Below are 25,965 nucleotides of genomic sequence, written 5' to 3'. Positions count from 1 at the left end.
GCCTCTCTGCGAAACGGTGTGCCCCTTGTTTTCAGGGGCTTACACCATGAACTGTGCGGCCCGCCCCGGCGCAGTCCGGGGCACGACCGATCTTGCGTCCCGCCCTAGTGGCGGAAGTGGCGCATGCCGGTGAACACCATCGCCAGCCCCGCCTCGTCCGCGGCCTTGATCACTTCGTCATCCCGCATCGACCCGCCCGGCTGGATCACGCATTTGCCGCCTGCCGCGGCGGCTTCCAGCAACCCATCGGCAAAGGGGAAGAATGCATCCGAGGCCACGGCACAGCCCTTGGCCGGGCTTTCCGCCAAGCCCAGTTCGTCCGCCATGCGGCCCGCCTTGGCGGCCGCGACATTGGCACTGTCCAGACGGCTCATCTGACCGGCACCAACACCAACGGTAGCCCCATCCTTGACGTAGACAATCGCGTTCGACTTGACGTGTTTCGCCACTTTCCACGCGAACAGAAGATCGGCCATTTCCTGCTCACTGGGCGCCTTCTTGGTCACAACCTTAAGGTCTTCCATCCCGACATAGCCCACGTCCTTGTCCTGAACCAGCATCCCGCCGGCGACCTGCTTGTAGGCCGTGATCGGCGCGCGGGTGTCCGGCAGACCCTCGGTCAGCAACAGGCGCAGGTTCTTCTTGGCGGCAAATACCTCGATCGCCTCATCGCTGGCGCCCGGTGCAATCACCACCTCGGTAAAGATTTCCACGATCTTCTGCGCGGTCTCCACGTCCAGCGGCTGGTTCAGCGCCACGATGCCGCCAAACGCGCTGGTGCGGTCACAGTCAAACGCCTTCTGATAGGCATCGACCAGTGTCGCGCCCACGGCCACACCACAGGGGTTGGCGTGCTTGATGATCGCACAGGCCGGACCGTTCGCAGGATCGAACTCCGCCACAAGCTCAAACGCCGCGTCGGTGTCGTTGATGTTGTTATAGCTCAGCTCCTTGCCCTGAAGCTGGCGCGCTGTGGCCACACCCGGACGGTTCGAGCCATCGGTATAGAACGCCGCCTGCTGGTGGCTGTTCTCGCCATAGCGCAGCGTCTGCTTGAGCTCGCCGGCAAAGGCGCGGCGGCGCGGCGTTTCCACGCCAATCGCCTCGGCCATCCAGTTCGAAACAGCCGCATCATAGGCCCCGGTACGGGCATAGGCGATCTGGGCCAGCTTCTTGCGGAACTTCGGACAGGTCGCGCCGTTATGCTGATCCATGTCGCCCAAGAGTTTGTCGTAATCGGCCACATCCACCACCACGGTCACATCGCCGTGGTTCTTGGCAGCGGCGCGGATCATCGCCGGGCCGCCAATGTCGATGTTCTCGATGCAGGTGTCATAATCAGCCCCGGCGGCCACGGTGGCCTCGAACGGGTAAAGGTTCACCACCAGAAGGTCGATCGGGCCAATGCCGTGCTCTTCCATCGCGGCCACATGCTCGGAGTTGCCACGCAGCGCCAGCAGCCCGCCATGCACCTTGGGGTGCAACGTCTTCACGCGCCCGTCCATCATCTCGGGAAAGCCCGTCACCTCGGACACGTCCTTAACGGTCAGCCCGGCATCGCGCAGCGCCTTCGCGCTGCCGCCGGTGGAAAGCAGTTCAACACCGCGCTCGGACAGCGCGCGTCCAAGGTCGATCAATCCGGTCTTGTCGGATACGGAAATCAATGCGCGGCGGATAGGGGTCATGTCGGTCATAGCGTGTGCGGTCCCAGAGGTCAGGTTGTCAGATCCATCTCATCCCGGTTCAGGTCGCGAATGGCCATAGACGAGTCATGCGCCTTGGACACCGACCACCGGATGCGCGTCGCATACTCCATTGCCACGCCAGATAGAACGACCTGTTTTGTCGCGCGGGGCTTTAAACGCCCTTTTTCCAGAAAAACACTGGGTTCCAGTGTCAGATTCAGCTTCGTATCATGTCGGAACACCCACAATTCGCCGCTTTTGAGCGCCACCGAAACCGCCGCGCCGCCCATGTCCAGCTCGGCGTCGGCCTCGGGATGCAGGTGGAATCGCAGGTCAAACGGGATGCCCTGAAGCGCGTGCGCGTCCATCGCCTTGTCAAACCTCCGCTTTGCCGGGTCATCCAGCGCGATCAGCAGGTCTTCTCCCGCCATACCCCGCCCGTCAAAGGTCAGCTCCAGCGTACGTGCATGGGTCAGCCCGTGGGTACGGACATAGCCGTCATGCCCACCTTCGAACCGCAACCCGTCCGGGGCCTGGCTCATCTGGATCGGCACCTCCCGGGGCGCATCCACCAATTGCTCGTCACGCCAGCCGCGCGCGCCATCCCCAAGCCGCGCACTCGACAACCCATCCAGCGACAGGGTGGAGTGCGACGGCGTCGCCCGCCCCGCGCGGCGCCAATCCTCTCCGAAACTGCCGCCCGACCCACAGTTCACGATCAACGGGCGCCGCCCGCTGGTCAGCTCGAACGCCAATGTCGAGGCATGGGCATTGACCGAACTGTCACCCAGTGGGGGTGGGCTCGCATCGACGATTACGCTGGTGCGCCCCGCACTCAGCCGCGCATACCCCATCGCCAGCCCATCCGCCTGCCGCGTCTTGACCGTGCTTTCTGCCAATGCGCTGTCCAGACGGCCCTCCATGCCGCGCCCACCGCCATGAAAGCGCGCCAATCCACCGTCGGCATGGCGCAACGTGCGCAACGTCGGTGCAATCCGCTCAATCGCCTGCATATGCCCGCCTGACACCGGTTTGCCAGCCTCGCCAAGCGCCGTCGCCGCCCATGTCAAAAGCGTGAAGACTTCCAACAGCTCCTCGGGGTTGCGAGTCGGGATACCCCCCTGCTCATCCACCTGCCTTCGGCATTCCCGCTCCAGCGCCTTGCACGCCGGGGTGACATGCCGCTCCATGCCTTCCAGTGCCAGCCCGGCATAGATCAGCCCCGTCAGGGCCTCGAACCGGGGCAATCCCGGCAGGGTCTTGTGCCAGCGGCGGCTGAGAAAAATCGTCTGCTGCCCCAATGAGCGATAAAACGCGTCCGATTGCTCGGCATCCCGCGCGCGCAACAGGAAAAGCGCATGGCTGATCCAGCGAATCACGCGCCGCCCGGTAAGGTCCGGTGTCCACCCCGGCCCTCGCGCCTGCCCATAACGGTCGATCCAGCGCCACAACCACAGCTGCGCCCGCTCACGCGCCGCCGCATCTCCCACGGCGGCAAGGTCATCCATCCACGCAAACCCGTGTAACTCCTGCGCAAACACCTCGTCCGGCACGCCAATGTCCCAGATCGACGTTTCCGGCGCCGTAACCAGATGCCCCGCAAACAGAAAATTCCCCGCCAAAAGCTGCTTGCCGCGCGCATAAAGCCCGATCGTGCGCGGCTCGGGCATGGAGGTGAACCCGGTGGCGGGGCGCGCCATCGTCGAAATCCGCGCATGAACGCGGTGCATCGCCCGCGTATAGCGGGCCGCAAGGCTATTGGGGTCGGACATCTGCTCTGCCTCTACGCTCTTTGGCGTTTGCGCAGGAGTGTAGCCGCGTTCCCCCGACAAGTCACCGACTGAATCGGCTTTCGGGGCTGGGGCAAACCGCTCCGCCGTCCGTTACCACGTCTGTTCGCGTGCAAAATCGACATAGGCCCGCACCCGTGCGGGCATGTTCCGCTTGCTGAGATAATTCAACGAGAACCGCGGCAACGCTTCGGTCTGCCCCTTGAGAACCTCGACCAGAGCACCAGACTGCAGATGCTCCCGGACAAGATGCCGATAGATATAGGCCAACCCAAGCCCCGACCGGGCCGAGGCCGCGATCGAGCCCACGTCATTCGCGATCACACGCGGTGTCGGCATGACCGAATACGGCCCATCAGGCCCGGCAAACACCCACGGCGCGAGCGTGCCGGACCTGTCAAAGGCAAAGCACACGCCCGCATGCGCGGCCACGTCCTCGGGGGTCTCGATCGGAGGCGCCTTTTCGAGGTATTCCCCGGACGCCACAAGCGCCATCTGCTGCACGGGGCCAACCGCAAAGGCATAGGTGTCCGGGTCAAGCAACGTCTCCGCCCTGATGGCCAGATCCGCCCCCCCGGTCACAAGGTCCACCTTTTCCTCGTCATAAAGCACCTCGATCACCAATCCGGGGTGCCGCTTCGCAAATGCGGCATTCAGCTCGTCAAGAAACAGTCGGCTGGCCCCGATCGGCGCCGTGATGCGCAACAGCCCGGCCAGGCCCGTTTCGGTTGAATGCACGTCACCCAGCGCGCTTTCAAGTTCGCGGATCGCGGGCAGGCTGCGCCGGTAAAGCGTCTCTCCTGCCTTGGTCAGCGCTATCGCCCGCGTGGTGCGCTCCAGAAGACGCACCCCCAGACGGTCCTCGAACCGCTGCACCGCCTCGCTCACCGTCCCCGCCCCAAGGCCCAGCTTATCCGCCGCCGCGCGAAAACCGCCCTCCTGCGCCACGGCGACAAAGATCGCCACATCACTCAACTCGTTTCGACGCATTGTTCGATTTTCCTTACAGATTGATCAAATATGGCCTGTTTTTCTAACAGATAGAGCGCCCTACTTTGGTTGGCAACAGAAACCCTGCGCGGCTCCACCCACGCAGACCACCGAAAGGAAAGACCAATGAGTGAAATGAAAATCTGGGACCTGCACATGCACTTCAACGGCCCCTTGGACGAAAACAGCGCCAAGGGCATGATGCAACTTGCCGAAAGCATCGCCGAGGAACCCGGTGTCGTCTGGAAGATCTGGACCCACGAAGCCGGGACCGCGCATTTCGGATCGACTTACCTGTTCCGCGACCTCGCAGCGCTCGAAACCTACAAGGCCATGCATCTCGAGCGCCTCGCCGCCTTCGGCATTACCGAGATCACGGACCATGTTTTTGATATCATGGAAGACCTGAGCACCGTCACGCACGCGCCCCTGTCCGCCGCGCAGTAACCGCCAAACTGGCATCGGCCAGCACCCAGCGATCAGACGGCCGGTGCCCCCTCCAAGCCAATCAAGGGATCAAACCGATGACACCAAGAACCTTCCTCACACTTCACGGCGCAATCTATGCCGTTTTTGCCGTGGCCCTGTTCGTTATTCCCGTCCTGCTCTGGCCGAACTACGGGGTGGAATTGAACGACCACTACGCGGTCTTCCTGTCCCAGCACAACAGCATCTTCCTCGGCGGGATCGCTATCATCAGCATCCTGCTCCGCGATACGTCGGACATTTCCACACAACGCAAGATTCTCACAGGCCTGATGTGGACCAACGTCCTCGGCTTTGCGATCACGCTCTATGCGGCCCTGACCGGTATCTTCACCGGCTTCGGCTGGTCCGACCCGGCGTTTTTCGCCCTGCTCGCCGTGCTGAGCTTCCTGCAAAAAGGCAAGCTGAACGCCTGAGGCCGTGCGCGGAAACCCAGTCCGCGCTTACCCCGCCTTGCGCAGGCAGGCCACGTAAAACCCGTCCATGCCGCCCCGATCCGCCCAGTAGTCGGGGCGCAGACGCAATCCACCTTCTTCCGTGATCCACGCCGGGTCGATCCCCGGAAGCTCCAGCGCCGCACGGTCAACCGTGACATCCTTGTGGCGCGCCACGGCCTCTTCCACCTGCACTTCGCCCTCGTCCGGCAAAAGCGAACAGGTGCAAAACACCAGCCGCCCGCCCGGTTTGACCAGAGACAGCGCGTGGTCGATCATCCAGGATTGCATACCGATCAACTCGCCGAATTCGCTGCCATCCTTGGCATGGGGCAAATCCGGGTGCCGCCGAATCGTACCCGTTGCTGAACAAGGCGCATCCAGCAGCACCGCGTCATAGCTGCCCTTCTGGGACATCACGTCGCCGACGATCAATTCGGCATTCAGCCCCGTGCGTTCGAGGTTTTCGCGCACCCGTTCCATTCGCGCCGGATTATCATCCACCGCCGTAACCTTGGCGCCACTGGCGGCAATCTGCATGGTCTTGCCACCGGGCGCGGCACAAAGATCAAGCACATGCTCGCCCTCTTGTGCATTGAGCACCTTCGCCGGAATCGCAGCAGCCGCGTCCTGTACCCACCACTCCCCGCTTGCAAACCCGGCCAGTTTCGACACCTGCCCGGCCTCCATCAACCGGACAGACCCGGTCTCAAGCAGGGTGCCGCCAACCGCCTCGGCCACCGCCGCCGCGTCGCCCCTGGCAGTCAGATCAAGCGGCGCTCCGGCGAAATGCGCCGCTTCCATCGCGGCCACGGTTTCGGGCCCATAGGCCGCGACCATCGGCCCACGCAGCCATTTCGGCAGACGCGGCACCCGCAGGATATTCCACGCCTCGGCCCCTTGCGCCGCCACCTTGCGCAGCACCGCATTCACCAGCCCCTTCATCGACTGGGTGCGTTTGTTGCGCGCCACGATCTCGACCGCGTCATTCACGACGCCATGCGCCGCACCGCCCTGGCACAGCTCTACGGTCGCCAGCCGCAGCACGTTGCGCACGGTCAAAGGTGGGTATTTCTGCAAGTGTTTCTGCAACATCCGGTCCGCCCGCTCGAGCCCTCGCAGGGTTTCCATAGCAAGCCGTTGTGCCCGTGCCCTTTCCTGCGGCTCCAGCCGCTCCAGCGCCCCGGCGCCGATCAACTCGGACATCAGCCGCCCTTCCCCGAGCACCTGATCCAGCAGGTAAACCGCGCTGCGACGAGTCTGCACCCCTGATTTTGCCATTGGCTCGCGACTCCTTGTTCTCTTGTGCGCGTCGGACGGGCGCGTATATCAAGGGTCAAGCCCGAAAGGAACCCGCCATGAGCGATCAGACCGCCAAAGACAACCCATCCGATCTTCCCCCCGCCGCCCAACGCGCCCTTGCCGAGGCCGAAGAGCGCCGCAAAAAGGCCAAGGCGCTTGAAATGCCAACCGAACTCGGTGGGCGCGACGGCCCCGAACCGGTCCGTTATGGCGACTGGGAAAAAAAGGGCATCGCCATAGACTTCTGAAGCCCGCTTTTGCTGGGCGCCGCACGGCAAGGGCCTCAAAGAAAAGACCCGCGGCAACACATCCGCGGGTCTTTTTTCATTCAGTGCCGGATCAGGTCAGGCGGACTTATTGCGTTTGCGCCGAGAAGCCGCGCCCAGAGCGCCAAGAGCGGTCAAAAGCATCCAACCGGCGGCAGGAAGCGGCACGACGCCAAGCGCCTCGTCATCTTCCAGCAGGAAGGCCGTTTCGCCACCTTTGACACTGGTATTCTGCAAGTATGATCCGGTGGTGCTTGAACGCTGCCATGCAAAGGTCGTGCCTTGAGCATCGGTGTCATGATAGACCGACAGCCAGTAATCCCCCGCACCAAGAGACAATACAGAATCAAAGGTCAGCGTGTATTCGCGAATATCGGCACCAGCCAGGCCATTATGATCAACGCCGGTATCCGTGTTCGAAACCATTGTGAAGGACACGTCCGCGATCAGAGAACCAAGTGCCCCGGCCGCATCGTTATAAACCTGAATGGCAAAGTCGAGAGGATTCGGCTCGACACCCGATGTCCAGTGTACGCCCCAAAAGGTCAGACGCCAGAGATTGCTCGCCGAGCTCAGCGAGAAATCGTCGAAGACTTGAAAACCGCCTTCCGAGAAATGCGCACCGTCCACCGGCGCGCCGGGATTGAAGGATTGGTCCACAAGCGTTGCTGCATGTGCAGTCGCAGTGCCTGCACATACAATTGCGGATGCTGCTACAAAATTCTTTATCACGATAGTACCCCCGAATTAACAAAGTATATAATCGAAGAACCATAACTTCCGGGTGGGGAACCGCCAAACATTTTTTTGCCAAAAGCGTCGATCGCCCATTACCGTTTCCGGCACCACAAACTGCCAGAATGCTCTGGAACCCAGGCCCGGTGACGACGGCGGATGCAAGGTGAGCAAGGGCAATCTCTATCTGAGGGGGGGGGCCTTTTTGGAAGCTCGATGCCAGCTCACGGATCGCTGACCGTATTTTGTCTCGCAAACGCCAACAAGCACCTCTCGGAATTCCATTTTCTTCAGGCCATGACGAAACGGTTGGCCGGAACAAGAGTCGTCACCTAGACTCAACGCCAAGTGTCCGCGGCGCCCCCTCTTCTCAATGGTTTAAAACTCCCATAACGCGACGCCCGCCGCGTTAAACCGCCCTCTTCGGAGGGGCGATACCGACGCAATACCGACGGAATACCGACGTGATACCGAACGCCAGATCCCCTGTTAACCAAGGGATCTGGCAGTGATTCGTTGCAAAACTCAGAGACCCAGCGCGCGCCGCCGTTCCTCGGCAAATCCCTGCACCAGTCGATCTGCCACCAGCGCCAGGATCGCCATCGCCGCCCCGGCCGTGATGCCCAGCCCGACATCCGCCTGCCCAAGGGCAAGATAGATCGACTGACCCAGCCCGGTTGTCCCGATCAGCGCGGCGATCACGAGCATCGCAAAGGCATAAAGGATGGTCTGGTTCAGGCCCAGCAGGATCGTCGGCGCCGCATAAGGCGCGCGCACTTCGAACATGGTTTGCCATTTGCCCGCCCCGCTGGCCTGCGCCGCCTCGATCATCTCCTCGGGCGTCGTGGTTAGCCCATGGCGCGTATAGCGGATCATCGGCACGATCGCGTACAGGCAGATCGCCAGATAGGCCGAGAATTCGCCGATCTGGAAGAACATCAGCACCGGGATCAGGAAGACAAAAAGCGGGATCGTCTGCAGCAGGTCACAGACCGGGCGGATCACCCGCCATGCCATCGGACTGACCGCCGCCCAAAGACCCAGAAGACCACCGACAACAGCGCAACTCACCACCGAAGCCCCTGAAAGATAAAGCGAAAGCAGCGCCCTCTCCCACAGTCCCGAGATCAGCACGAGACCCAACAGGATCACCACGAGCCGTGTCAGTTTCCACCCCCCGGACACCCAGCCCAAGGCCCCGGCTCCAATGATCACCACCGGCCATGGCAGTTGCGCGATACCAATCTCCAGCATCAGCGCCAACAGCATCACGATGGCCCCTGCGGCCAACCGTCCACGCCAGGCCAAAAGCGCAGCGATCACCGCTGCAATACCAAAGAATACTGCGCTATGCTGGGCCGTCCATTTGAAACCCCAGGTAAACGGCAGAACCGCGTCGGCAAGACCAATCCGTAACGGTAGAAGGCCATAGAACATCACGTTGTTCTTGAGCGCATCCAGCGTCGCGCCGTGATCGGCCGTAAAGGCCCCCACACCTGCATCCACGCGATCGGCCACACCGTCAAACATGGCCACGCCATCCGGGTTCCACCCCGCGACAACCGACCAAACAGCCACAGCCGCGCCGGCGCCAAACAGCCCCCAGACAATCTGCTTGTTCTGACGCGCGCGCGGCAAAGCCAGCGCGCCCGACATCCGGTCGATCACGATGGCAAACACCACGATCACCAAACCCGCAAGAAAAGCCTGCCCGAACAAGGCCTTGCGCATGGTCAAAAGCACTTCCCAGCCGATATCGTCAAACCCGCCAATCACGGCGGCGATGATCACCATCGACAGGGCCGCCATCAGGCATTGGTTCACACCGATCATGATCTGCGTCGTCGCTGCCGGAATCTCGACAAGGAACAACTGTTGCCGCCGCGTGCCCCCGGACATCACCGCCGCCTCCCGGATTTCCGGTTCCACCCGTTCCAGCCCCAACAGCACATTGCGCGCCATGGGCGGCGCGGCATAAATCGCCGAGGCGATCAGACCCACCACCGGTCCAAAGCCAAACAGCACCAGCAACGGCGTCAGATAGGCAAATGTCGGCACCGTCTGCATGATGTCCAAAAGCGCCTGAACTGCCCCCTTGAGCCGCGGCACCTCGAACGCCAGAATGCCGATTGCCAGACCACTGATCAAGGCAAGCGGCACCGAAACAACCACCAGCGCCAGCGTGTTCATGCTTTCGGCCCAATAGCCCGACAGAACCACGAACCCGAGGCCAAAGAACCCAAGTGCTGCCAGTCGCAGCCCGCCGATCCACCAGCCAAGCGCCGTGACACTACCCACCACCAAGGGCCATGGCGCCTGCCCCAAAAGCCAACTCACCCAGTTCATCGGAAAGCTCAATGCGAACGAGAAACCTCGGGCTATGGGCTTGAAAATACTCAGAAAGCCGCCAACAACAGCCCCCATCCATTCGGTCATGGGCACCGTCAGGGCCGTCGGCCAGCCCACCAGCCACTCGAACTGTCCACCCAGCAGACGGCACAGAACCGCCACCACGAGCACCAGTACCGCCGCCTGTGCTCCCCGCGTCAGCGACAGGCTCATGCCTCGTCCACCTGCAGGGCGGCAGCAAGGTCCGCAGGCTGCACCGCCCCGACCAGCTTGCCATCGCGATCATGCACCGGAACCGGCTCGTAAAGCGACATGCACTTGGCCAGCGCCGTGTCCAGCGTCATGCCCACACGCAGACCCGGATCATCCGGCATGTGCTCGGGGATCTCCTTGAGCATCACCGATTCCACGCAAGCATGCCGTCCCTTGGCAACATCCTTGGAAAACTCGGCGACATAATCGTTTACTGGGCGCAGCACGATTTCCTCGGGCGTACCGATCTGAACAATCTCGCCATCCTTCATGATCGCTATCCGGTCCGCCAGCTTGAGCGCCTCGGTGATGTCATGCGTGATGAACACGATGGATTTCTTCAACGTCGCCTGAATGTTCAGGAATTCGTCCTGCAACTGCCGCCGGATCAGCGGGTCCAACGCCGAAAACGGTTCATCCAGGAACCAGATGTCGGGGTTCACAGCCAGCGACCGGGCAATCCCGACACGCTGGCGTTGCCCACCGGAAAGCTCACGCGGATAGGCATCCTCGCGCCCCTGCAGCCCCACAAGCTCGATCACCTCCAAGGCCCGCTTGCGGCGTTCCTTCTTGCCCGCGCCCTGCATCTTGAGCGGAAAGCCAACGTTGTCGGCCACGCTCATATGGGGGAACAGGCCGAAATGCTGAAACACCATGCCCAGCTTGCGCCGGCGCAGGTCGATCAGCCGTTTCTCGCTGGCCTTCAGGATATCCTCGCCATCAACATGCACCGCCCCGGCTGTGGGTTCGACAAGCCGGGAGATGCAGCGGATCAGGGTCGATTTTCCCGACCCTGACAAGCCCATGATCACGAACAGCTCCCCCGCGCGCACTTCGAAATTCGCATCGCGCACGGCCGGGATGAGGCCCTTGCCAATCAGATTTTCGGCAATCGCCGGGCCGTCATGCGCGGCTTGCGCCTCGCGCAACGCCGCCGACGCGCGTTCCCCGAATACCTGCCACAGGCCCTCGACCTTGATCGCCGGGGCAGAACTGTTCGCTTCGCTCATGGCCGTTTACTTGGTTGCCGCGTCGACGACGGGTTTCCACTTGGCCTCGTTCGCGCCCATCCACGCCGCGACCACGTCTTCAACCTTACGCCCGTCAACGTCGACGGCACCCATCATCGGCTGCTGGTCTTCCACGGCGAGCGTGTAGTTAACCAGAATTTCATGCGCGGCAGGCCATTGTTCTTTCAGACCCGGCCAACCGGCTTTGAAAATCCGCGACGGCGCAAAATCACAATCGTTAACGGCATTCGGGTTCGGCCCCCATGCCGGATCTTCGAAACAGGCCGCTTCACCGGCGGGCAGTTCGACGAATTTCACATCATAGGCCGACATCGCCCAATGCGGCTGCCAGAAGGTGATGAGCAGCGGCGATTTCTTTTCGGTCGATGCGCGCAGTTCTGCGATCAGCGCACCTTCCGACCCGGCTGGAACGGCCTTGAACGGCAGGTCCAACCCGGTCATGCGGTCCGCACCCGGAGTGCCCCAATCTGCGGGGTAGTCCACCAGACGCCCCTGCGGCAGGGTTTCGGCGGTGGCAAAGTTCATCGCGCAATCCTTGAGCGCTTCCCACGCCGGCAGGCCGGGGCACAGATCGGCGACATGCGCCGGATAGGCAATGCCTTCCTTGGCATCGAGACCAAGGTCGGAAAGCTCTTCCAGTTTGCCTTCGCCCTTGAGCACGGCATATTGATCCGACACGTTCGACGACCAGATTTCCAGCGTGGCGTGAATGTCACCATCCGCGATGGCCTGGAACTGGTTCATCATGCCGGCGGTGACATATTCCACCTTGTACCCGGCGGCCTTGAGCATCTCGCCCGCAACATGGGTGGTGACATGCTGACCGGTCCATTCATTGATGGCCAACTTGATGGGTTTATCAACATTGCCCATCTCCGCCGCACCCAGTGCTCCGGCGCAAATGGCGGTCATGGCAAGGGCCGACAGGCCCGACTTGATCGTCGTCTTCATGAGTTTCTCCCCTTGGCGCGACCATTTCTTGAATGGCCATTTAAGTTTTTGATTGTCGGCATAAGAACACACGCGAGGTCTTCTGCCAACAAAAATGTCGCGGCTTCTAGTCTAAGGGGAATCACCGCGACCCCCAAATGCACTTTCCCGCACATCTGAACGACGGGAAAGCGATATCTTTTCAATCACTTCGGCGCAAGTTCATAGCCCCAACACATCCAGCATATCATATTGACCGGGCTTCTTGTCCTGCCCCCAAAGCGCCGCCTTGAGCGCACCGCGCGCAAAAATAGAGCGATCCGTTGCCAGATGGCGCAATACGATCCGCTCGCCCGCTGCCGCGAAAAGCACGTCATGTTCCCCAACAATGTCGCCGCCACGAATGGCCGTGAACCCTATGTCCCCCCGCTTGCGCGCGCCGGTGATCCCGTCTCGCCCGCGATCCGCCACGTCCGCCAGTTTCACACCGCGGCCCTCAGCCGCTGCCTCACCCAGCATAAGCGCCGTTCCCGATGGGGCATCGACCTTGTGGTGATGATGCGCCTCAATAATTTCGATGTCGAAATCCTCGTCCAGCGCCTCGGCCACCTTGCGGGTGAGCACCGTCAACAGGTTCACGCCCAGACTCATGTTTCCGGCACGAACGATCACCGCATGGCGCGCACAGGGATCAAGCTTGGCAATATCTTCGTTCGTCATGCCTGTTGTGCCAATCACATGCACCGCCCGCGCCTGTGCGGCGAGCTTGGCAAACTCGATCGTGGCCGCAGGGGCCGTAAAGTCGATCACCGCCTGCGCCTTTGCAAAGGCATCGAGCGGCTGATCCGTTACCGTCACACCCAGCGCCGCGCCGCCCATGGCCTCGCCCACGTCGCGCCCGACCCAATCGTGCCCCGCGCGCTCCACCACACCAACCAACCGCGCCTTGTCACTGTCGACCACGGTCTTGATCAGCATCTGCCCCATCCGGCCAGAGGCCCCGGTGATCACGATACCCGGCAGGTCTTCCATTGCGCTGTCTCCATGGTTGCACATCGTCTTGGGCCCTGCTTACCCAATGCCTGCCTGCTTGGCAAAGCCTATGGAAAGCCCTAAGTGGGGAACATGGCAAAGAACAGATATCAAGATGACTCCGGCCCCTCCCAACGACAACTTCGCGTTGGCGAACTGATCCGCCGCACCTTGTCCGAGGTGCTGGCCCGCGGAGACATCCACGACCCCGACCTCAACCGCATGTCGATTACTGTGGGCGAGGTCCGCACCTCCCCTGATCTCAGGATCGCCACCGCCTATGTGCTGCCCCTCGGCGGCAAGGGACAGGAAGACGTGATCGCGCTCCTGGCCCGCAACAAGGGCGAGCTGCGCCGCATCGTCGGCAAGAAGACGGGGCTGAAATTCGCCCCCGACCTGCGCTTCCAGCTTGATCAGACCTTCGACCAGATGGACGAAACCCGCCGCATGCTCTCCGAGGACCGGGTCCGCCAGGACACCGAAGACCAGTGAGACTCCGCGCCCTGATCTTTGCGACGCTGACGGCCCTTCTGCCCAACCTGGCAGGCGCCGTGACATGCAAGGACATGGCATACAAGGGCAACAGCTACACCGTCTGCGAGGTCGACCCCGCCAAAGAAGACCTGCGCCTGTTCCTGCGGGATGCAGACGGAGACATCCTGGGACAGTTTCCGGCAATCAACCACACTCTGCCAGACGGTCAGTCCCTGAGTTTCGCCATGAACGCGGGTATGTATCACGCCGACCGCGCGCCCGTCGGCTATTACCGCGAAGGCGACAAGACCGAAGGCCGCCTGCTCACCGGCGCGAGCAAGGGCAATTTCGGCCTCCTGCCCAATGGCGTGTTCTGCATCCGTGACACCCGCGCCGACGTGTTCGAAACTCTGAAGTTCGAGAAATCCCGCCCCGAGTGCACCTATGCCACTCAATCCGGCCCGATGCTGGTCATTGACGGCGCATTGCACCCGCGCTTCCTTGCCGACAGCACGTCGCGCTACATCCGTAACGGGGTCGGCACGACGCGGGATGGCCAGCGCGCCATGTTCGTGATCTCCAACAACAGCCTCACCTTTCACCAGTTCGGCTCGTTCTTTCGCGATGTTCTGAAAACCCCTAACGCCCTCTATTTCGACGGCAAGATCAGCCGCCTGCACGCGCCCGAGCTTGATCGGTCCGACGCAGGTTTCTGGCTGGGTCCGATCGTGGGCGTGGTGGCGCCCGACTGACCCGATCTTTCTTTTTCCGGAAATACCCCCGGGGAGTCTCAGCTTGCTGAGACGGGGCAGCGCCCCCAGCACCGGTCCGGGTTTGACAGACCCCGACCAATCCGCTACCCCGCCGCCCTCGCCCTCAATCACGGAAGACATCATGGGACGCAAACGCAAGGGACGCGACATTTCCGGCTGGCTGGTCGTGGACAAACCCGCGGGCATGACCTCCACCGCCGTGGTCAACAAGGTCCGCTGGGCGCTGGACGCCAAAAAGGCTGGGCACGCTGGCACGCTTGATCCCGAGGCCACCGGCGTTCTGGCGATCGCGCTTGGCGAGGCGACCAAGACCGTGCCATTCATCACCGACGCGCTCAAGGCCTACAGCTTCACCGTGCGGCTGGGACAGGCCACCAACACCGACGACGCCGAAGGCGAAATCATCGCGACATCCGACCTGCGCCCCTCTGACGACGAGATCAAGGACGCACTTGGCCAGTTTGTCGGCGACATCATGCAAGTGCCACCCAAATTCTCGGCCGTGAAAGTCGACGGCCAGCGCGCCTACAAGCTGGCCCGCGATGGCGAGGATGTCGAGCTCACAGCGCGCCCTCTCTGGGTCGAGGAACTGGTCCTCACCGACCGCGAAGACGATGATCACGTCACACTGGAAATGACCTGCGGCAAGGGCGGTTACGTGCGTTCCATTGCCCGAGATCTCGGCGCGGCCCTGGGCTGTCATGGCCACGTGCGCGAACTGCGCCGCATCTGGTCCGGCCCGTTCGACGCCCAAGACGGCATCACTGTCGAACAGATCGACGCGCTGGCAAAGTCTCCGGATCTCGATGCCTTCCTGCGTCCGCTCGAAGAAGGGCTTGCCGACCTCCCCGAAGTCAAGGCAACGGCCGCCGGTGCCACGCGTCTGCGCAATGGCAACCCCGGCATGGTCATCGCTTCCGACGTGGATTACGGTGAAGAATGCTGGGCCTCCTTCGAAGGACAGGCGGTCGCCGTGGGTATTTACAAGGCGGGCGAACTGCACCCCAGCCGCGTCTTTGTCCAACCTACGGAATGATCACCCGCGACTTCCAAAAGGACGACGCGGCCTCGTCGGCGATCTACTCGGATTGCGAGATCTATCGCTATGCCCTGACCCGCGTTTGGGACGAAAACGCGCCCAAGGTGTTGTTCATCATGCTCAACCCGTCCAAGGCAACCGAGCGCCAGAACGACCCGACAATCGAACGATGCGAACGCCGCGCCCGCGCCCTTGGTTTTGGCGGATTCCGGGCCGTGAACATCTTCGGCTTGCGCGAAACCGACCCCAAGAAACTGCGCCGGCACGCCGCCCCCACCGGCCCCGACAACGATGGCGTGGTTGCCCAAAGCTGTCTCTGGGCCGACACGATCATTGCCGCTTGGGGGGCGCATGGCGACCATTTGGGGCGGGGAGTCGAGATGCGTGAGGTTCTCCGCGCCACCGGTCGCCCGATCCACCACCTCGGCCTGACCAAACACGGCCATCCCCGGCATCCGCTCTACATTGCCTACGCAACGCAACCTTCGGTCTGGGTTCTTGGGGAACCGACTGGGGCACTTTCACGTTAACCATTGACTCCATTAAAGATTTACCCGGAGCCGGCGCTATGCGGTAATGATGCTGGGTAAGTGTGGAGTTGTGACGCGATGCTTATGATCGCAGGATTGTTGGGTCTTATGGCCGGGGCCGCCGCTTTCGTGGCCCTGGATGTTGGTGGGGACGATTCAGAGACGGAAGCCGACGAGCGGCTTTCCCAGGAGGTTGCCGAAACTGCGTCACAGAACATCACGGCAGGCTTCCCCGACGATGCGCCGGAGACGCCCGACATCTCGAGCAAAATCCTGACCGGCACCTCTGGACATGACATTCTGTCCGGCGGCGCTGAGGCCGACATCATCGACGGCGGGGCCGGAAACGACCAGATCAACGGATATGACGGCGACGACAGCATCACGGGCGGCGATGGCCGTGACGATCTGCACGGGGCCGAGGGCGATGATGTCCTCTCCAGCGGCGACGGCGATGATGTTATCCATGGCGAAGATGGCGACGACACCCAACAGGGCGATGGCGGTGATGACACACTCTTTGGGCATTCCGGCGACGATATCCTCTATGGCAACGAGGGCGCGGATTCGCTTGTCGGCGGTCAAGGACAAGACGCCTTGCGCGGCGGCGGCGGTGCCGACGCGCTACACGGCGGGCTGGACGATGATCACATGAATGGCGGCACCGGCGAAGACACGCTCTTTGGCGGCGATGGTCAGGATACGATCCTCGGCATTGGCGACGATGAAACCGACTTTCTGAACGGCGGCGATGGCGACGACATTCTTGTGGGCGGGCGCGGTGACATTTTGACCGGCGGCACAGGTGCGGACATGTTTCTTCTTGGCGCAGATGAAACAGCTGATGAAACCTTGAGGGTCATGGACTTCGACCCGGATCGGGACAATCTCGTCCTGCTCTACGACGATGCCACGGGGGATCCGACCATCACCATAGAGCCCGATCCAAACAGCCAGAATAGCATTCTGGTTCTGGTGAACGGCACCGAATTGGCCGTGGTGCATGGTGCCGTCGGTCTGGAAGCGACCGACATCGCGCTCCTGCCACAAGGCAATGCGGCGGCGTCCGAAATGTTGCGGGTCTGATCACGCCCCTTTCCTTTTCGCACGATATCTCCTATACGCGCGCATCTGTTGAACGAATCTCGACAGATTTCTCCACGGACCTTGCTGGACGACATCCCGGCTTGTGCCCTTAACCTTCAACCTAAGGAGACCCCGATGTCGATCACTGCTGACGAAAAAGCACGCCTGATGAAAGAATTCGCAACCAAGGAAGGCGACACCGGTTCGCCCGAAGTTCAGGTTGCAATCCTCACCTCGCGCATCAACACCCTGACCGAGCACTTCAAAACCCACAAAAAAGACAACCACGGTCGCCGTGGTCTTCTGAAAATGGTTGCTCAGCGCCGTAAGCTGCTGGACTACCTGAAGGGCAAAGAAGAAGCACGCTATCAGGACCTGATCAAACGTCTGGGCATCCGCCGCTAAGTCGTTCCGATCCGGAAACAAGAAACGCCCGCTCAACCGAGCGGGCGTTTTCTTTTTTGGGAAAGCGTAGCGCGGTTACTGCAACTGAGCAGTCTCGCTGGCCTTGATTACGGCGGCCACCCGCTTGCCTATTTCGCGGCTCGCCTTGAGCGACGGGTGAATCATGTCCGCCCCGTGATACGAACGATCCCCATGCGGCACCAGATCCTTGAGCGACACAAAATGGACGTTGGGCAAGATCTCTGCCAGTTTCTCGATCCGCGCTTCCAGCTTGTCACCGTCATCGCGACACTCCTCGATCGGAGACCAGACACCGGGGCTACGCAGATAGCCAACATAGACAATGTTCGCTCCGGTCTTGCGCAGCGAATCCACCAGATGTGGAATAGCGCCCTTGCGCCCGTCTTCCGAGATCATGCGTTCAATCTTGGGATCACACGCCACACAGCCACAGCCCAGCCACAGGTCGTTGCCGCCACCGTTCAGCACAATCCAATCCCAGTTACCCTCTTTGTACTGGTTGGCAATCTTCATCCCCATCGAGCCCGAAATCGGCAAACCATAGATGATGCGCGCGCCACCAATCGAGCGGTTCAGCACCGGTTCGCCAAGTTCATTGGCCAGAGAATGCGTGATCGAACGCTCTGTGACCCCATGCCAGGCCATCAGGGAATCGCCCATGGCGAGAATACGTGGCCCATCCGCGCGCGAGACATTGTCCACTTGGCTGCGGGTTACGGTTTCAGAACAGCCTGCCAAAAACAAAACGGCAGCCGCGAGAAGGGAAAGGGTGAATTTCATCAATCTGCTCTCAATTCGGGGGCGTCGCCTCTTTACACATTAAGGTGTGACGCTGTTTGTGGAGTGCCGGTCCAGTTGCCCCCAATGGCCCGACGCATTGGCCACAGTATTGCCGCATTTTTGCCAAAAATCCATTCCTCGGCTGTAAACAATCTGTTGCCGCCTCGCGATCACAACGCGGTTTCATCCTTATCTGCTCACGAAACCGTTCAAAAATCGTTGTTTCCAAATCCCCTGTTTTCAGATATGGCCCCTGCATCTGAGACGGTGTGCCCTGACCCTTGGCACTCGGAAGAAGGATGAAAAGGGGTCGGCGGCAATGGGGCCGCCATTGAAACGGGAGACCCGGGATACGCCTGGGAGCGCTCCCAACTAGGAAAAACTGATGTTTGATGTAACGACGAAAACCATGCAGTGGGGCGAGGAAACGCTCACACTGGAAACGGGCAAGGTTGCCCGTCAGGCCGACGGCTGTGTGATCGCCACTCTGGGCGAGACCTCGGTCATGGCCGCCGTGACTTTTGCAAAGTCACCCAAGCCCGGTCAGGACTTCTTTCCGCTGACCGTTCACTACCAGGAAAAATACTATGCCGCCGGTAAAGTGCCCGGTGGTTTCTTCAAGCGTGAAGCGCGTCCGACCGAAAAAGAGACGCTGACCGCACGCCTGATCGACCGTCCGATCCGCCCGCTGTTTGTCCCCGGCTTCAAGAACGAAGTTCTGGTGATGTGCACCGTGTTGAGCCACGACCTCGTCAACGACCCCGACATCGTCGCCATGATCGCTGCCTCGGCCGCACTGACCATCTCGGGTGCACCGTTCATGGGCCCGATCGCGGGTGCACGCGTTGGTTTTGAAGACGGTGAATACATCCTGAATCCGACCGTCGACGACATGCAGGACCTGCGCAACAACCCCGATCAGCGCCTTGATCTGGTTGTGGCAGGCACCAAGGACGCCGTGATGATGGTGGAATCGGAAGCGTACGAGCTGACCGAAGCCGAAATGCTGGGTGCCGTGACCTTTGCGCACGAACAGATCCAGCCGGTCATCGACCTGATCATTTCGCTTGCCGAAGATGCCGCGAAAGAGCCGTTCGACTTCCAGGCACCGGACTACTCGGAACTTTACGAAGCCGTTAAAGCTGCCGGTGAAGAGCAGATGCGTGCCGCCTTTGCCATCTCGGACAAGCAAGAGCGCACCACCGCTGTTGCCGCCGCGCGCGACGCAATCAAGGAAGCCCTCACAGAAGAGCAACTGGAAGACGCCAACCTTGGCTCGGCCCTGAAAAAGCTCGAAGCCGGCATCCTGCGCGGTGACGTTGTGAAAACCGGCACCCGGATCGACGGCCGTAAAACCGACGAAGTTCGCGACATCGTTTGCGAAACCGGCCTTCTGCCGCGGACCCACGGGTCTGCTCTGTTCACCCGTGGTGAAACCCAAGGCTTGGTCGTGACCACGCTGGGTACCGGCGACGATGAACAGATCATCGACGCGCTGCACGGCAACTTCCGCTCGAACTTCCTGCTGCACTACAACTTCCCGCCCTACTCGGTTGGTGAAGCTGGTCGCGTGGGCCCTCCGGGCCGTCGTGAGATCGGTCACGGCAAACTGGCATGGCGCGCGCTTCAGGCCGTTCTGCCCGCCGCAACCGACTTCCCCTACACCGTACGTGTTGTCTCGGAAATCACCGAATCCAACGGCTCGTCGTCGATGGCATCGGTCTGCGGTGGCTCGCTGTCGATGATGGATGCGGGCGTTCCGTTGAAATCGGCTGTTGCCGGTGTGGCCATGGGCCTGATCCTTGAAGACAGCGGTGACTACGCGATCCTGACCGACATCCTGGGTGACGAAGACCACCTTGGCGACATGGACTTCAAAGTGGCAGGGACCGAAAACGGCATCACCTCGCTGCAGATGGACATCAAGGTCGCAGGCATCACGCCCGAGATCATGGAAAAAGCCCTGGCGCAAGCCAAGGACGGCCGGATGCACATCCTGGGCGAGATGAACAAGGCGCTGACCGGTGCTGCGGAATTCTCGATCCACGCACCGCGCATCGAGACCATGAACATCCCGACCGACAAGATCCGCGAAGTGATCGGCTCGGGCGGTAAAGTGATCCGCGAAATCGTCGAAGTGTCGGGCGCCAAAGTCGACATCAACGACGATGGCGTCATCAAGATTGCATCGCCCAACGGTGACTCGATCCAAAAGGCCTATGACATGATCCACGCGATCGTGGCAGAGCCCGAGGAAGGCGCCGTTTATACCGGCAAGGTCGTGAAGATCGTCGATTTCGGCGCCTTCGTGAACTTCTTTGGCAAGCGCGACGGTCTGGTACACGTGTCCCAGATCGAAAACCGCCGCCTGAACCATCCTTCGGACGTTCTGAAGGAAGGCCAGGAAGTGAAGGTCAAGCTTCTGGGCTTTGACGACCGTGGCAAGGTGCGTCTGTCGATGAAAGTTGTCGACCAGGAAACCGGCGAGGAAATTCCTCAGCAGCCGCGTGAGAAAAAGGAAAAGAACGAGGACTGATCCTCAGTTTGCTTTTCAGTTCCAAGCCCCGGTGGAAACACCGGGGCTTTTTTCGTGGCACGCGTCGCGATAGGCTGCAATCACATTTTGTGATTGCAAATTACAGGACCAAATTTGCCCAAAACCTCCCCCGCGCCCCCGATCTATCAAGTCAGGAACAAGCTCGTGATGCTGGACAGCGATGTCGCTGCGCTTTTCGGAACCAAGACCGGACGCCTCAATCAGGCGACCCTCGCCCGAAATGCGGACAAGTTTCCCGAGAGCTACGCCTTTCAAGTGACCGAACAAGAGACCGAGGCGTTGCGGTCACAAAACGTGACCGCAAATATCGATCCAAAGCGGCGCGTGCCGCCAACAGTCTATACCGAAGAAGGTGTAATCATGTGCGCCACGGTTCTCAAAACCGAGCGCGCCGTGGCGGTGACAAAACAGGTCGTACGAAGCTTCGTTGCGCTGCAACGGCAATTGAAGGACACCCAGAACCACCCGATGCCGGATCCCGTACCGGACTTGCCAGCCTTGCAACAACAAGCCCTGCCCCCGGCCCTCAGCGAAAAGGTCGGCGGCTATATCGACCGGCTGGCAAACGTCACGCTCAATCAGGCCCAACGCGATGCGGTCATGACCGAGGTGCGCGCCTTTCGAGAGGAAGGGTTTGAGGCCCTGCATGCATTTGCCAAGCGGCCTTCGATCAAAACCGCCACCGAGGCGGCCGAGTTACGCAAACGTCTTGCCGAGGCGGAGCGGATCGAAGAAGAAATCCGGCGTATGCGCGCCGAAACCCGTGATGCCGAGCGATTGGCCCTCATCAGGGATTTGTTGTTCATGGCAGAATACGAGCGTGCCCGCGAAGTGGGCACGCTCGAGGAGTTTGTGGCAACACTGCGCAGGCTGGACAAGCCGCCCAGCTGAAACAGGTCACTCGGGCAGCTTGGTCATCCGCAGATAGGGGAAATGCGTGGTGTAGTCACCGAATTTCGCCTTGGCATCCTCATCCGACACGGCAGTCGGAATCACGACATCCGCACCGGGCGTCCAGTTCGCAGGCGTAGCCACACCTTCGCGCGCGGCGGTTTGAAGTCCATCCAATGCGCGCAGAACTTCGGCGAAGTTGCGCCCGACGTTCATCGGATAGGTCATGCTCAGCTTGAGTTGTTTGTCCGGGCCAATGATGAAAACGGACCGCACGGTCTGGCTGTCTGCCGGTGTGGGGTTTTCTGACAGGTAGTAGTCGGCTTGCAACATATCGAATGCCTTGGACACCTCAAGCCCCTGGTCCGCAATGATCGGGAACCCTGCGCTTGCGCCGCCAAAGGTTTCAATGTCGCTCTTCCACTGCTTGTGTTCTTCGACGCCATCCACGCTGAGACCAATCACCTTGGTGTTGCGCTTGGCCCATTCATCGGCCAGCTGCGCCACGGCGCCGAATTCGGTAGTACAAACGGGGGTGAAATCCTTGGGGTGCGAAAACAGGATCGCCCAGCTGTCGCCAATCCAGTCATGGAACGTGATCGCGCCCTGATCTGTTTCTGCTGTGAAATTGGGAACAATGTCATTAATTCGAAGACCCATCGGTTTCTCCCTTTCTGGTCCAAATATCTTGCCTTCTTCAGCACATAAGCCCTGCGGCGCGAATACAAAGTGGTCGCCACACAAAAAATGGTCCAGAAGTCGTGACTTTGGCCAAGGACCTCCTTTCCCCGGGGAAACGGTCTAATACAATCCCCCTCTTTACGTTTGCCAAATAATTTGATCAAATTATTCGTGACGTCACGCGACATGTGCTTGTGACAGCAACTTCGCGCTGACAAAGTGCGTACAGATTCTCAGGGAGAGTACCATGATCGAGAAACGCCAATTCTATATCAACGGTCAGTGGGTCGACCCCGCGACCCCCAACGACCTTGCCGTCATCGACCCGGCCACCGAAGAAACCTGCGCCGTGATTTCGCTGGGCGATCAGGCCGATACCGACGCCGCCGTTGCCGCAGCGCGCGCCGCCTTTGACGGATGGGCAGAAACACCCGTTGAAGAACGCGCGGCGCTGATCAAGAAGCTGGGCGACATTTACAACGCCCGCCGCGATGAGATGGCCGAGGCGATGCGCATGGAAATGGGCGCGCCGATTGACCTTGCGCGCAACAACCAATGGGGCGCCGGGAGCTGGCATCTGGCCGGTTTCCTCGAAGCACTGAAAGAGTTCGAGTTTGAAAAGAAGATGGGCGCCGATCGCATCCGCAAGGAACCCATCGGGGTTTGCGCGCTGATCACCCCTTGGAACTGGCCCATGAATCAGGTGTTCCTCAAGGCGATCCCAGCGATGGCGGTGGGCTGTACCATGGTTCTCAAGCCGTCGGAGATTTCTCCGCTGTCTTCTTTGTTGTTTGCCGAGATGGTGGACGAGGCAGGTTTCCCGCCGGGCGTGTTCAACCTCGTCAACGGCGACGGTGTCGGAGTCGGCTCGCAGCTGTCGTCTCATCCGGACGTGGACATGGTGAGCTTCACAGGCTCGACCCGCGCCGGAATCGCGATTTCCAAGGCAGCCGCCGATACGCTCAAGCGCGTCAGCCTCGAACTTGGCGGCAAGGGCGCGAACGTGATCTTTGCCGACGCTGACGAAAAGGCCGTCAAACGCGGTGTGATCCACTGCATGCAGAACACCGGGCAATCCTGTAACGCCCCGACCCGTATGCTCGTGGAACGGTCGCGCTATGACGACGCCGTGGCCGAGGCCAAGGCAACCGCCGAAGCCACGCAGGTTGGCCCGACCACTGAAAGCGGCCGCCATATCGGCCCGGTCGTGTCGGAACTTCAATTCAACAAGATCCAAGGCCTGATCGAAATCGGCATTAAGGAAGGTGCGACCCTCCTCGCCGGTGGCCTGGGGCGTCCCGAAGGCATGAACAAGGGCTACTACGTGCGCCCGACAGTCTTTGCCGATGTGACTCCGGACATGACGATCTATCGCGAAGAAATTTTTGGCCCGGTGCTGGCGATCACCCCGTTCGACACCGAGGAAGAGGCCGTCGCCATGGCCAATGACACCGTCTATGGCCTGACCAATTACATCCAGACACAGGATGACGACAAACGCCTTCGCATGGCCCGCAAGGTGCGTTCGGGCATGGTCGAAACCAACGGTGTCGGCCGCGTTCAGGGATCGCCATTTGGCGGATACAAACAGTCGGGCAACGGCCGCGAAGGCGGCGAATGGGGACTGGAAGAGTTCTGCGAAACCAAAGCGATTTCCGGCGTGCCCATGGGCTGAGCCACGCGACAACCACATCTGGAAGCGCCGGGGTCATGGGCCTCGGCGTTTCTTTTTCCGGGCCTGAGATCCCCGGTCCGACACCGCTCGCGGCGCACCGCGAGCCCTGCCAACATTGGACTTATATTGAAATCCCACTGGACCTACTTCCCAAAGCAAAAATCCAGTGAGAATATGATCAAGTTTCGACGCGAGTCTTTGCCTTTGCGTCGACCCCCATCAAACATCGCCATCCCGAGGAGGTTCCGCCATGGACGGCACTTTGAACGAAAACGATCTTTCCCGAGTCGTCGCCGCCGACAAGGCGCATGTCTGGCATCACTTGGTCCAGCACAAACCCTTTGAAACCAGCGATCCGCGCATCATTATCGAAGGCAAGGGCATGCGCGTCTGGGACCAGTACGGCAAGGAATACATCGACGCCGTATCCGGTGCGGTCTGGACCGTGAATGTCGGCTATGGCCGCGAACGCATTGCCAATGCCGTGCACGCACAGCTGATGAAGATGTGCTATTTTGCGCAGGCTGCAGGCTCGATCCCCGGCGCGATTTTCGCTGAGAAACTGATCGAAAAGATGCCGGGCATGAGCCGCGTCTACTACACGAACTCCGGCTCGGAAGCGAACGAGAAGGCGTTCAAGATGGTGCGCCAGATCGCGCACAAAAAATACGGCGGCAAGAAACACAAAATCCTGTTCCGCGACCGCGACTATCACGGCGGCACGCTGGCGACCATGTCGGCCGGCGGTCAGGACGAGCGCGTCAAACAGTATGGCCCCCTCGCGCCGGGCTTCGTGCGCGTGCCGCACTGCATGGAATACCGCAAGGAAGAGCTCGGGCTCGGCCATCTTTCGGGCCGCGACTTCGGCATCGCTGCTGCAAACCTGATTGAAGAGGTAATCCTGCGCGAAGGCCCCGAAACCGTCGGCGCGCTCTGCCTTGAGCCGGTCACCGCTGGTGGCGGCGTGATCACTCCGCCCGAAGGCTACTGGGAGCGGGTTCAGGAAATCTGCAAACAGTATGACATCCTGCTGCACATCGACGAAGTCGTCTGTGGCATCGGGCGTACCGGCACGCACTGGTTCGGCTATCAGCATTACGGGATCAAGCCCGATTTCGTGACCATGGCCAAGGGCGTCGCCTCGGGCTATGCCGCCATTGCCTGCATGGTGACTACCGAAGAGGTCTTCGAGATGTTCAAGACCGATCCTTCGGACAAGCTTGACCATTTCCGCGACATCTCGACCTTTGGCGGCTGCACCGGCGGCCCGTCGGCGGCGCTCGAAAACATGGCGATCATCGAAGAAGAAGGGCTGCTGGAGAATTGCACCGTCATGGGCGAGCGCATGCTTGGCAACCTTCAGGCACTCATGGAAAAACATGAAGTGATTGGTGATGTGCGCGGCAAGGGGCTTTTCCTCGGCGTCGAACTGGTCAAGGACCGTGACACCAAAGAACCCGTCGACGAGAAAGATGTGGTCGCGGTCGTTGGCGACTGTGGCGCACAGGGCGTGATCATCGGCGCGGCCAACCGCTCTATCCCGGACCGCAACAATGTGCTGTGCTTCTCGCCCGCCCTGATTGCGACAGCCGAAGATATCGACGCCATCACGGACGCTGTCGACAAAGCCCTGACAAAGGTGTTCGGCTGACCTAACCGATGTTCCGGTTGTGCCCTTCGGGGCACGACCCGCGCGGCCCGGCCTCTTCACGGGGGCGGGCCGCGCGCCTTTCCCGCCTCTCAGGCTCGCAAAACGTCGATGGAAAAGTCC

General features: G+C 60.9%; 24 protein-coding genes. 13 read left to right on the top strand and 11 right to left on the bottom strand.

What is annotated here, in order from left to right; genetic code table 11:
• Positions 1-104 precede the first annotated feature (104 nt).
• The 3 genes from purH to BMZ35_RS09975 form a co-directional block, all read right to left on the bottom strand.
• On the bottom strand, positions 105-1,694 hold the full coding sequence (gene purH / locus BMZ35_RS09985; protein WP_093093532.1) for a bifunctional phosphoribosylaminoimidazolecarboxamide formyltransferase/IMP cyclohydrolase: 1,590 nt from the start codon (positions 1,692-1,694) through the stop codon (positions 105-107).
• A 20-nt stretch (positions 1,695-1,714) separates the two neighbouring features.
• Positions 1,715-3,457, bottom strand: coding sequence for a heparinase II/III family protein (locus BMZ35_RS09980; RefSeq protein ID WP_093093531.1), 1,743 nt, complete (start codon positions 3,455-3,457; stop codon positions 1,715-1,717).
• 111 nt (positions 3,458-3,568) lie between these two features.
• Positions 3,569-4,465 (bottom strand): LysR family transcriptional regulator, encoded by an 897-nt coding sequence (locus BMZ35_RS09975; RefSeq protein ID WP_093093529.1) that lies wholly within the window; start codon positions 4,463-4,465, stop codon positions 3,569-3,571.
• A 126-nt stretch (positions 4,466-4,591) separates the two neighbouring features.
• Here BMZ35_RS09975 and BMZ35_RS09970 point away from each other — a divergent pair, with 126 nt between their 5' ends.
• On the top strand, positions 4,592-4,912 hold the full coding sequence (locus BMZ35_RS09970) for a monooxygenase (RefSeq protein WP_093093527.1): 321 nt from the start codon (positions 4,592-4,594) through the stop codon (positions 4,910-4,912).
• Between the two features lie 77 nt (positions 4,913-4,989).
• Positions 4,990-5,367: a hypothetical protein gene (locus BMZ35_RS09965; protein ID WP_093093525.1), complete on the top strand. Its 378-nt coding sequence runs from the start codon at positions 4,990-4,992 to the stop codon at positions 5,365-5,367.
• Positions 5,368-5,394: 27 nt separating this feature from the next.
• On the opposite strand, the gene BMZ35_RS09960 is transcribed toward BMZ35_RS09965, so the two are convergent.
• Complete coding sequence (locus tag BMZ35_RS09960; RefSeq protein WP_093093523.1) at positions 5,395-6,666, bottom strand: RsmB/NOP family class I SAM-dependent RNA methyltransferase; 1,272 nt, start codon at positions 6,664-6,666, stop codon at positions 5,395-5,397.
• A 77-nt stretch (positions 6,667-6,743) separates the two neighbouring features.
• Between BMZ35_RS09960 and BMZ35_RS09955 the strand changes: the two genes are divergently transcribed.
• A complete protein-coding gene (locus BMZ35_RS09955) occupies positions 6,744-6,935 on the top strand; it encodes a DUF1674 domain-containing protein (RefSeq protein ID WP_093093521.1) in 192 nt (63 codons plus the stop codon).
• Between the two features lie 96 nt (positions 6,936-7,031).
• On the opposite strand, the gene BMZ35_RS09950 is transcribed toward BMZ35_RS09955, so the two are convergent.
• From BMZ35_RS09950 to dapB, 5 genes are all read right to left on the bottom strand, one after another.
• On the bottom strand, positions 7,032-7,685 hold the full coding sequence (locus BMZ35_RS09950; protein ID WP_131814352.1) for a VPLPA-CTERM sorting domain-containing protein: 654 nt from the start codon (positions 7,683-7,685) through the stop codon (positions 7,032-7,034).
• Positions 7,686-8,213: 528 nt separating this feature from the next.
• On the bottom strand, positions 8,214-10,250 hold the full coding sequence (locus BMZ35_RS09945) for an ABC transporter permease (RefSeq protein WP_093093518.1): 2,037 nt from the start codon (positions 10,248-10,250) through the stop codon (positions 8,214-8,216).
• Positions 10,247-11,299 carry a quaternary amine ABC transporter ATP-binding protein gene (locus BMZ35_RS09940; RefSeq protein ID WP_093093516.1) on the bottom strand — a complete coding sequence of 351 codons (1,053 nt, stop codon included), beginning with the start codon at positions 11,297-11,299 and terminating at the stop codon, positions 10,247-10,249. The genes BMZ35_RS09945 and BMZ35_RS09940 overlap by 4 nt, the downstream gene beginning before the upstream one ends.
• A gap of 6 nt (positions 11,300-11,305) precedes the next feature.
• Positions 11,306-12,271: an ABC transporter substrate-binding protein gene (locus BMZ35_RS09935; RefSeq protein ID WP_423227754.1), complete on the bottom strand. Its 966-nt coding sequence runs from the start codon at positions 12,269-12,271 to the stop codon at positions 11,306-11,308.
• A gap of 201 nt (positions 12,272-12,472) precedes the next feature.
• Entirely contained in the window at positions 12,473-13,282 is an 810-nt protein-coding gene (gene dapB, locus BMZ35_RS09930) for a 4-hydroxy-tetrahydrodipicolinate reductase (protein WP_093093514.1), read from the bottom strand.
• 93 nt (positions 13,283-13,375) lie between these two features.
• On the opposite strand from dapB, the gene rbfA reads away from it, so the two are divergent.
• The 6 genes from rbfA to rpsO all read left to right on the top strand — a co-directional run bounded on the left by rbfA (position 13,376) and on the right by rpsO (position 17,589).
• Entirely contained in the window at positions 13,376-13,774 is a 399-nt protein-coding gene (gene rbfA / locus BMZ35_RS09925) for a 30S ribosome-binding factor RbfA (RefSeq protein ID WP_093093512.1), read from the top strand.
• Positions 13,771-14,508 (top strand): phosphodiester glycosidase family protein, encoded by a 738-nt coding sequence (locus BMZ35_RS09920; protein WP_423227753.1) that lies wholly within the window; start codon positions 13,771-13,773, stop codon positions 14,506-14,508. Before rbfA ends, BMZ35_RS09920 begins: the two co-directional genes overlap by 4 nt.
• Before the next feature lie 142 nt (positions 14,509-14,650).
• Complete coding sequence (truB, locus tag BMZ35_RS09915) at positions 14,651-15,565, top strand: tRNA pseudouridine(55) synthase TruB (RefSeq protein WP_093093510.1); 915 nt, start codon at positions 14,651-14,653, stop codon at positions 15,563-15,565.
• Entirely contained in the window at positions 15,562-16,098 is a 537-nt protein-coding gene (locus BMZ35_RS09910; protein ID WP_093093508.1) for a DUF1643 domain-containing protein, read from the top strand. The genes truB and BMZ35_RS09910 overlap by 4 nt, the downstream gene beginning before the upstream one ends.
• A gap of 78 nt (positions 16,099-16,176) precedes the next feature.
• On the top strand, positions 16,177-17,184 hold the full coding sequence (locus BMZ35_RS20585; RefSeq protein ID WP_110680247.1) for a calcium-binding protein: 1,008 nt from the start codon (positions 16,177-16,179) through the stop codon (positions 17,182-17,184).
• Positions 17,185-17,319: 135 nt separating this feature from the next.
• Positions 17,320-17,589: a 30S ribosomal protein S15 gene (gene rpsO / locus BMZ35_RS09895; RefSeq protein WP_093093504.1), complete on the top strand. Its 270-nt coding sequence runs from the start codon at positions 17,320-17,322 to the stop codon at positions 17,587-17,589.
• Positions 17,590-17,664: 75 nt separating this feature from the next.
• Here rpsO and BMZ35_RS09890 read toward each other — a convergent pair whose 3' ends face one another.
• The gene (locus BMZ35_RS09890) at positions 17,665-18,390 is read right to left on the bottom strand and encodes an SGNH/GDSL hydrolase family protein (protein ID WP_093093502.1); all 726 of its coding nucleotides are present in this window, start codon (positions 18,388-18,390) and stop codon (positions 17,665-17,667) included.
• Between the two features lie 385 nt (positions 18,391-18,775).
• On the opposite strand from BMZ35_RS09890, the gene pnp reads away from it, so the two are divergent.
• Positions 18,776-20,926 carry a polyribonucleotide nucleotidyltransferase gene (pnp, locus tag BMZ35_RS09885; protein WP_093093500.1) on the top strand — a complete coding sequence of 717 codons (2,151 nt, stop codon included), beginning with the start codon at positions 18,776-18,778 and terminating at the stop codon, positions 20,924-20,926.
• A 93-nt stretch (positions 20,927-21,019) separates the two neighbouring features.
• Positions 21,020-21,838, top strand: coding sequence for an ORF6N domain-containing protein (locus BMZ35_RS09880; RefSeq protein WP_341350628.1), 819 nt, complete (start codon positions 21,020-21,022; stop codon positions 21,836-21,838).
• Positions 21,839-21,844: 6 nt separating this feature from the next.
• On the opposite strand, the gene BMZ35_RS09875 is transcribed toward BMZ35_RS09880, so the two are convergent.
• The gene (locus tag BMZ35_RS09875; protein WP_093093496.1) at positions 21,845-22,498 is read right to left on the bottom strand and encodes a peroxiredoxin; all 654 of its coding nucleotides are present in this window, start codon (positions 22,496-22,498) and stop codon (positions 21,845-21,847) included.
• A gap of 268 nt (positions 22,499-22,766) precedes the next feature.
• Here BMZ35_RS09875 and BMZ35_RS09870 point away from each other — a divergent pair, with 268 nt between their 5' ends.
• Positions 22,767-24,194: an aldehyde dehydrogenase family protein gene (locus BMZ35_RS09870; protein WP_093093494.1), complete on the top strand. Its 1,428-nt coding sequence runs from the start codon at positions 22,767-22,769 to the stop codon at positions 24,192-24,194.
• Positions 24,195-24,444: 250 nt separating this feature from the next.
• Positions 24,445-25,845: an aminotransferase family protein gene (locus BMZ35_RS09865; RefSeq protein ID WP_093093492.1), complete on the top strand. Its 1,401-nt coding sequence runs from the start codon at positions 24,445-24,447 to the stop codon at positions 25,843-25,845.
• The last annotated feature ends 120 nt before the right edge of the window (positions 25,846-25,965 follow it).

This window comes from Shimia aestuarii, assembly GCF_900114635.1.
Classification (GTDB): Bacteria; Pseudomonadota; Alphaproteobacteria; order Rhodobacterales; family Rhodobacteraceae; genus Shimia; species Shimia aestuarii.
Note: the sequence above shows the minus strand (reverse complement) of the source record. Positions and strands in the feature narration are given on the sequence as shown.

Bases quoted from the DNA above. Each gene is read 5' to 3' on its own strand.
- purH (WP_093093532.1), bottom strand. From the start codon at position 1,694: ATGACCGACATGACCCCTATCCGCCGCGCATTGATTTCCGTATCCGAC.
- BMZ35_RS09980 (WP_093093531.1), bottom strand. From the start codon at position 3,457: ATGTCCGACCCCAATAGCCTTGCGGCCCGCTATACGCGGGCGATGCAC.
- BMZ35_RS09975 (WP_093093529.1), bottom strand. From the start codon at position 4,465: ATGCGTCGAAACGAGTTGAGTGATGTGGCGATCTTTGTCGCCGTGGCG.
- BMZ35_RS09970 (WP_093093527.1), top strand. From the start codon at position 4,592: ATGAGTGAAATGAAAATCTGGGACCTGCACATGCACTTCAACGGCCCC.
- BMZ35_RS09965 (WP_093093525.1), top strand. From the start codon at position 4,990: ATGACACCAAGAACCTTCCTCACACTTCACGGCGCAATCTATGCCGTT.
- BMZ35_RS09960 (WP_093093523.1), bottom strand. From the start codon at position 6,666: ATGGCAAAATCAGGGGTGCAGACTCGTCGCAGCGCGGTTTACCTGCTG.
- BMZ35_RS09955 (WP_093093521.1), top strand. From the start codon at position 6,744: ATGAGCGATCAGACCGCCAAAGACAACCCATCCGATCTTCCCCCCGCC.
- BMZ35_RS09945 (WP_093093518.1), bottom strand. From the start codon at position 10,250: ATGAGCCTGTCGCTGACGCGGGGAGCACAGGCGGCGGTACTGGTGCTC.
- BMZ35_RS09940 (WP_093093516.1), bottom strand. From the start codon at position 11,299: ATGAGCGAAGCGAACAGTTCTGCCCCGGCGATCAAGGTCGAGGGCCTG.
- BMZ35_RS09935 (WP_423227754.1), bottom strand. From the start codon at position 12,271: ATGAAGACGACGATCAAGTCGGGCCTGTCGGCCCTTGCCATGACCGCC.
- dapB (WP_093093514.1), bottom strand. From the start codon at position 13,282: ATGGAAGACCTGCCGGGTATCGTGATCACCGGGGCCTCTGGCCGGATG.
- rbfA (WP_093093512.1), top strand. From the start codon at position 13,376: ATGGCAAAGAACAGATATCAAGATGACTCCGGCCCCTCCCAACGACAA.
- truB (WP_093093510.1), top strand. From the start codon at position 14,651: ATGGGACGCAAACGCAAGGGACGCGACATTTCCGGCTGGCTGGTCGTG.
- BMZ35_RS09910 (WP_093093508.1), top strand. From the start codon at position 15,562: ATGATCACCCGCGACTTCCAAAAGGACGACGCGGCCTCGTCGGCGATC.
- BMZ35_RS20585 (WP_110680247.1), top strand. From the start codon at position 16,177: ATGCTTATGATCGCAGGATTGTTGGGTCTTATGGCCGGGGCCGCCGCT.
- rpsO (WP_093093504.1), top strand. From the start codon at position 17,320: ATGTCGATCACTGCTGACGAAAAAGCACGCCTGATGAAAGAATTCGCA.
- BMZ35_RS09890 (WP_093093502.1), bottom strand. From the start codon at position 18,390: ATGAAATTCACCCTTTCCCTTCTCGCGGCTGCCGTTTTGTTTTTGGCA.
- pnp (WP_093093500.1), top strand. From the start codon at position 18,776: ATGTTTGATGTAACGACGAAAACCATGCAGTGGGGCGAGGAAACGCTC.
- BMZ35_RS09875 (WP_093093496.1), bottom strand. From the start codon at position 22,498: ATGGGTCTTCGAATTAATGACATTGTTCCCAATTTCACAGCAGAAACA.
- BMZ35_RS09870 (WP_093093494.1), top strand. From the start codon at position 22,767: ATGATCGAGAAACGCCAATTCTATATCAACGGTCAGTGGGTCGACCCC.
- BMZ35_RS09865 (WP_093093492.1), top strand. From the start codon at position 24,445: ATGGACGGCACTTTGAACGAAAACGATCTTTCCCGAGTCGTCGCCGCC.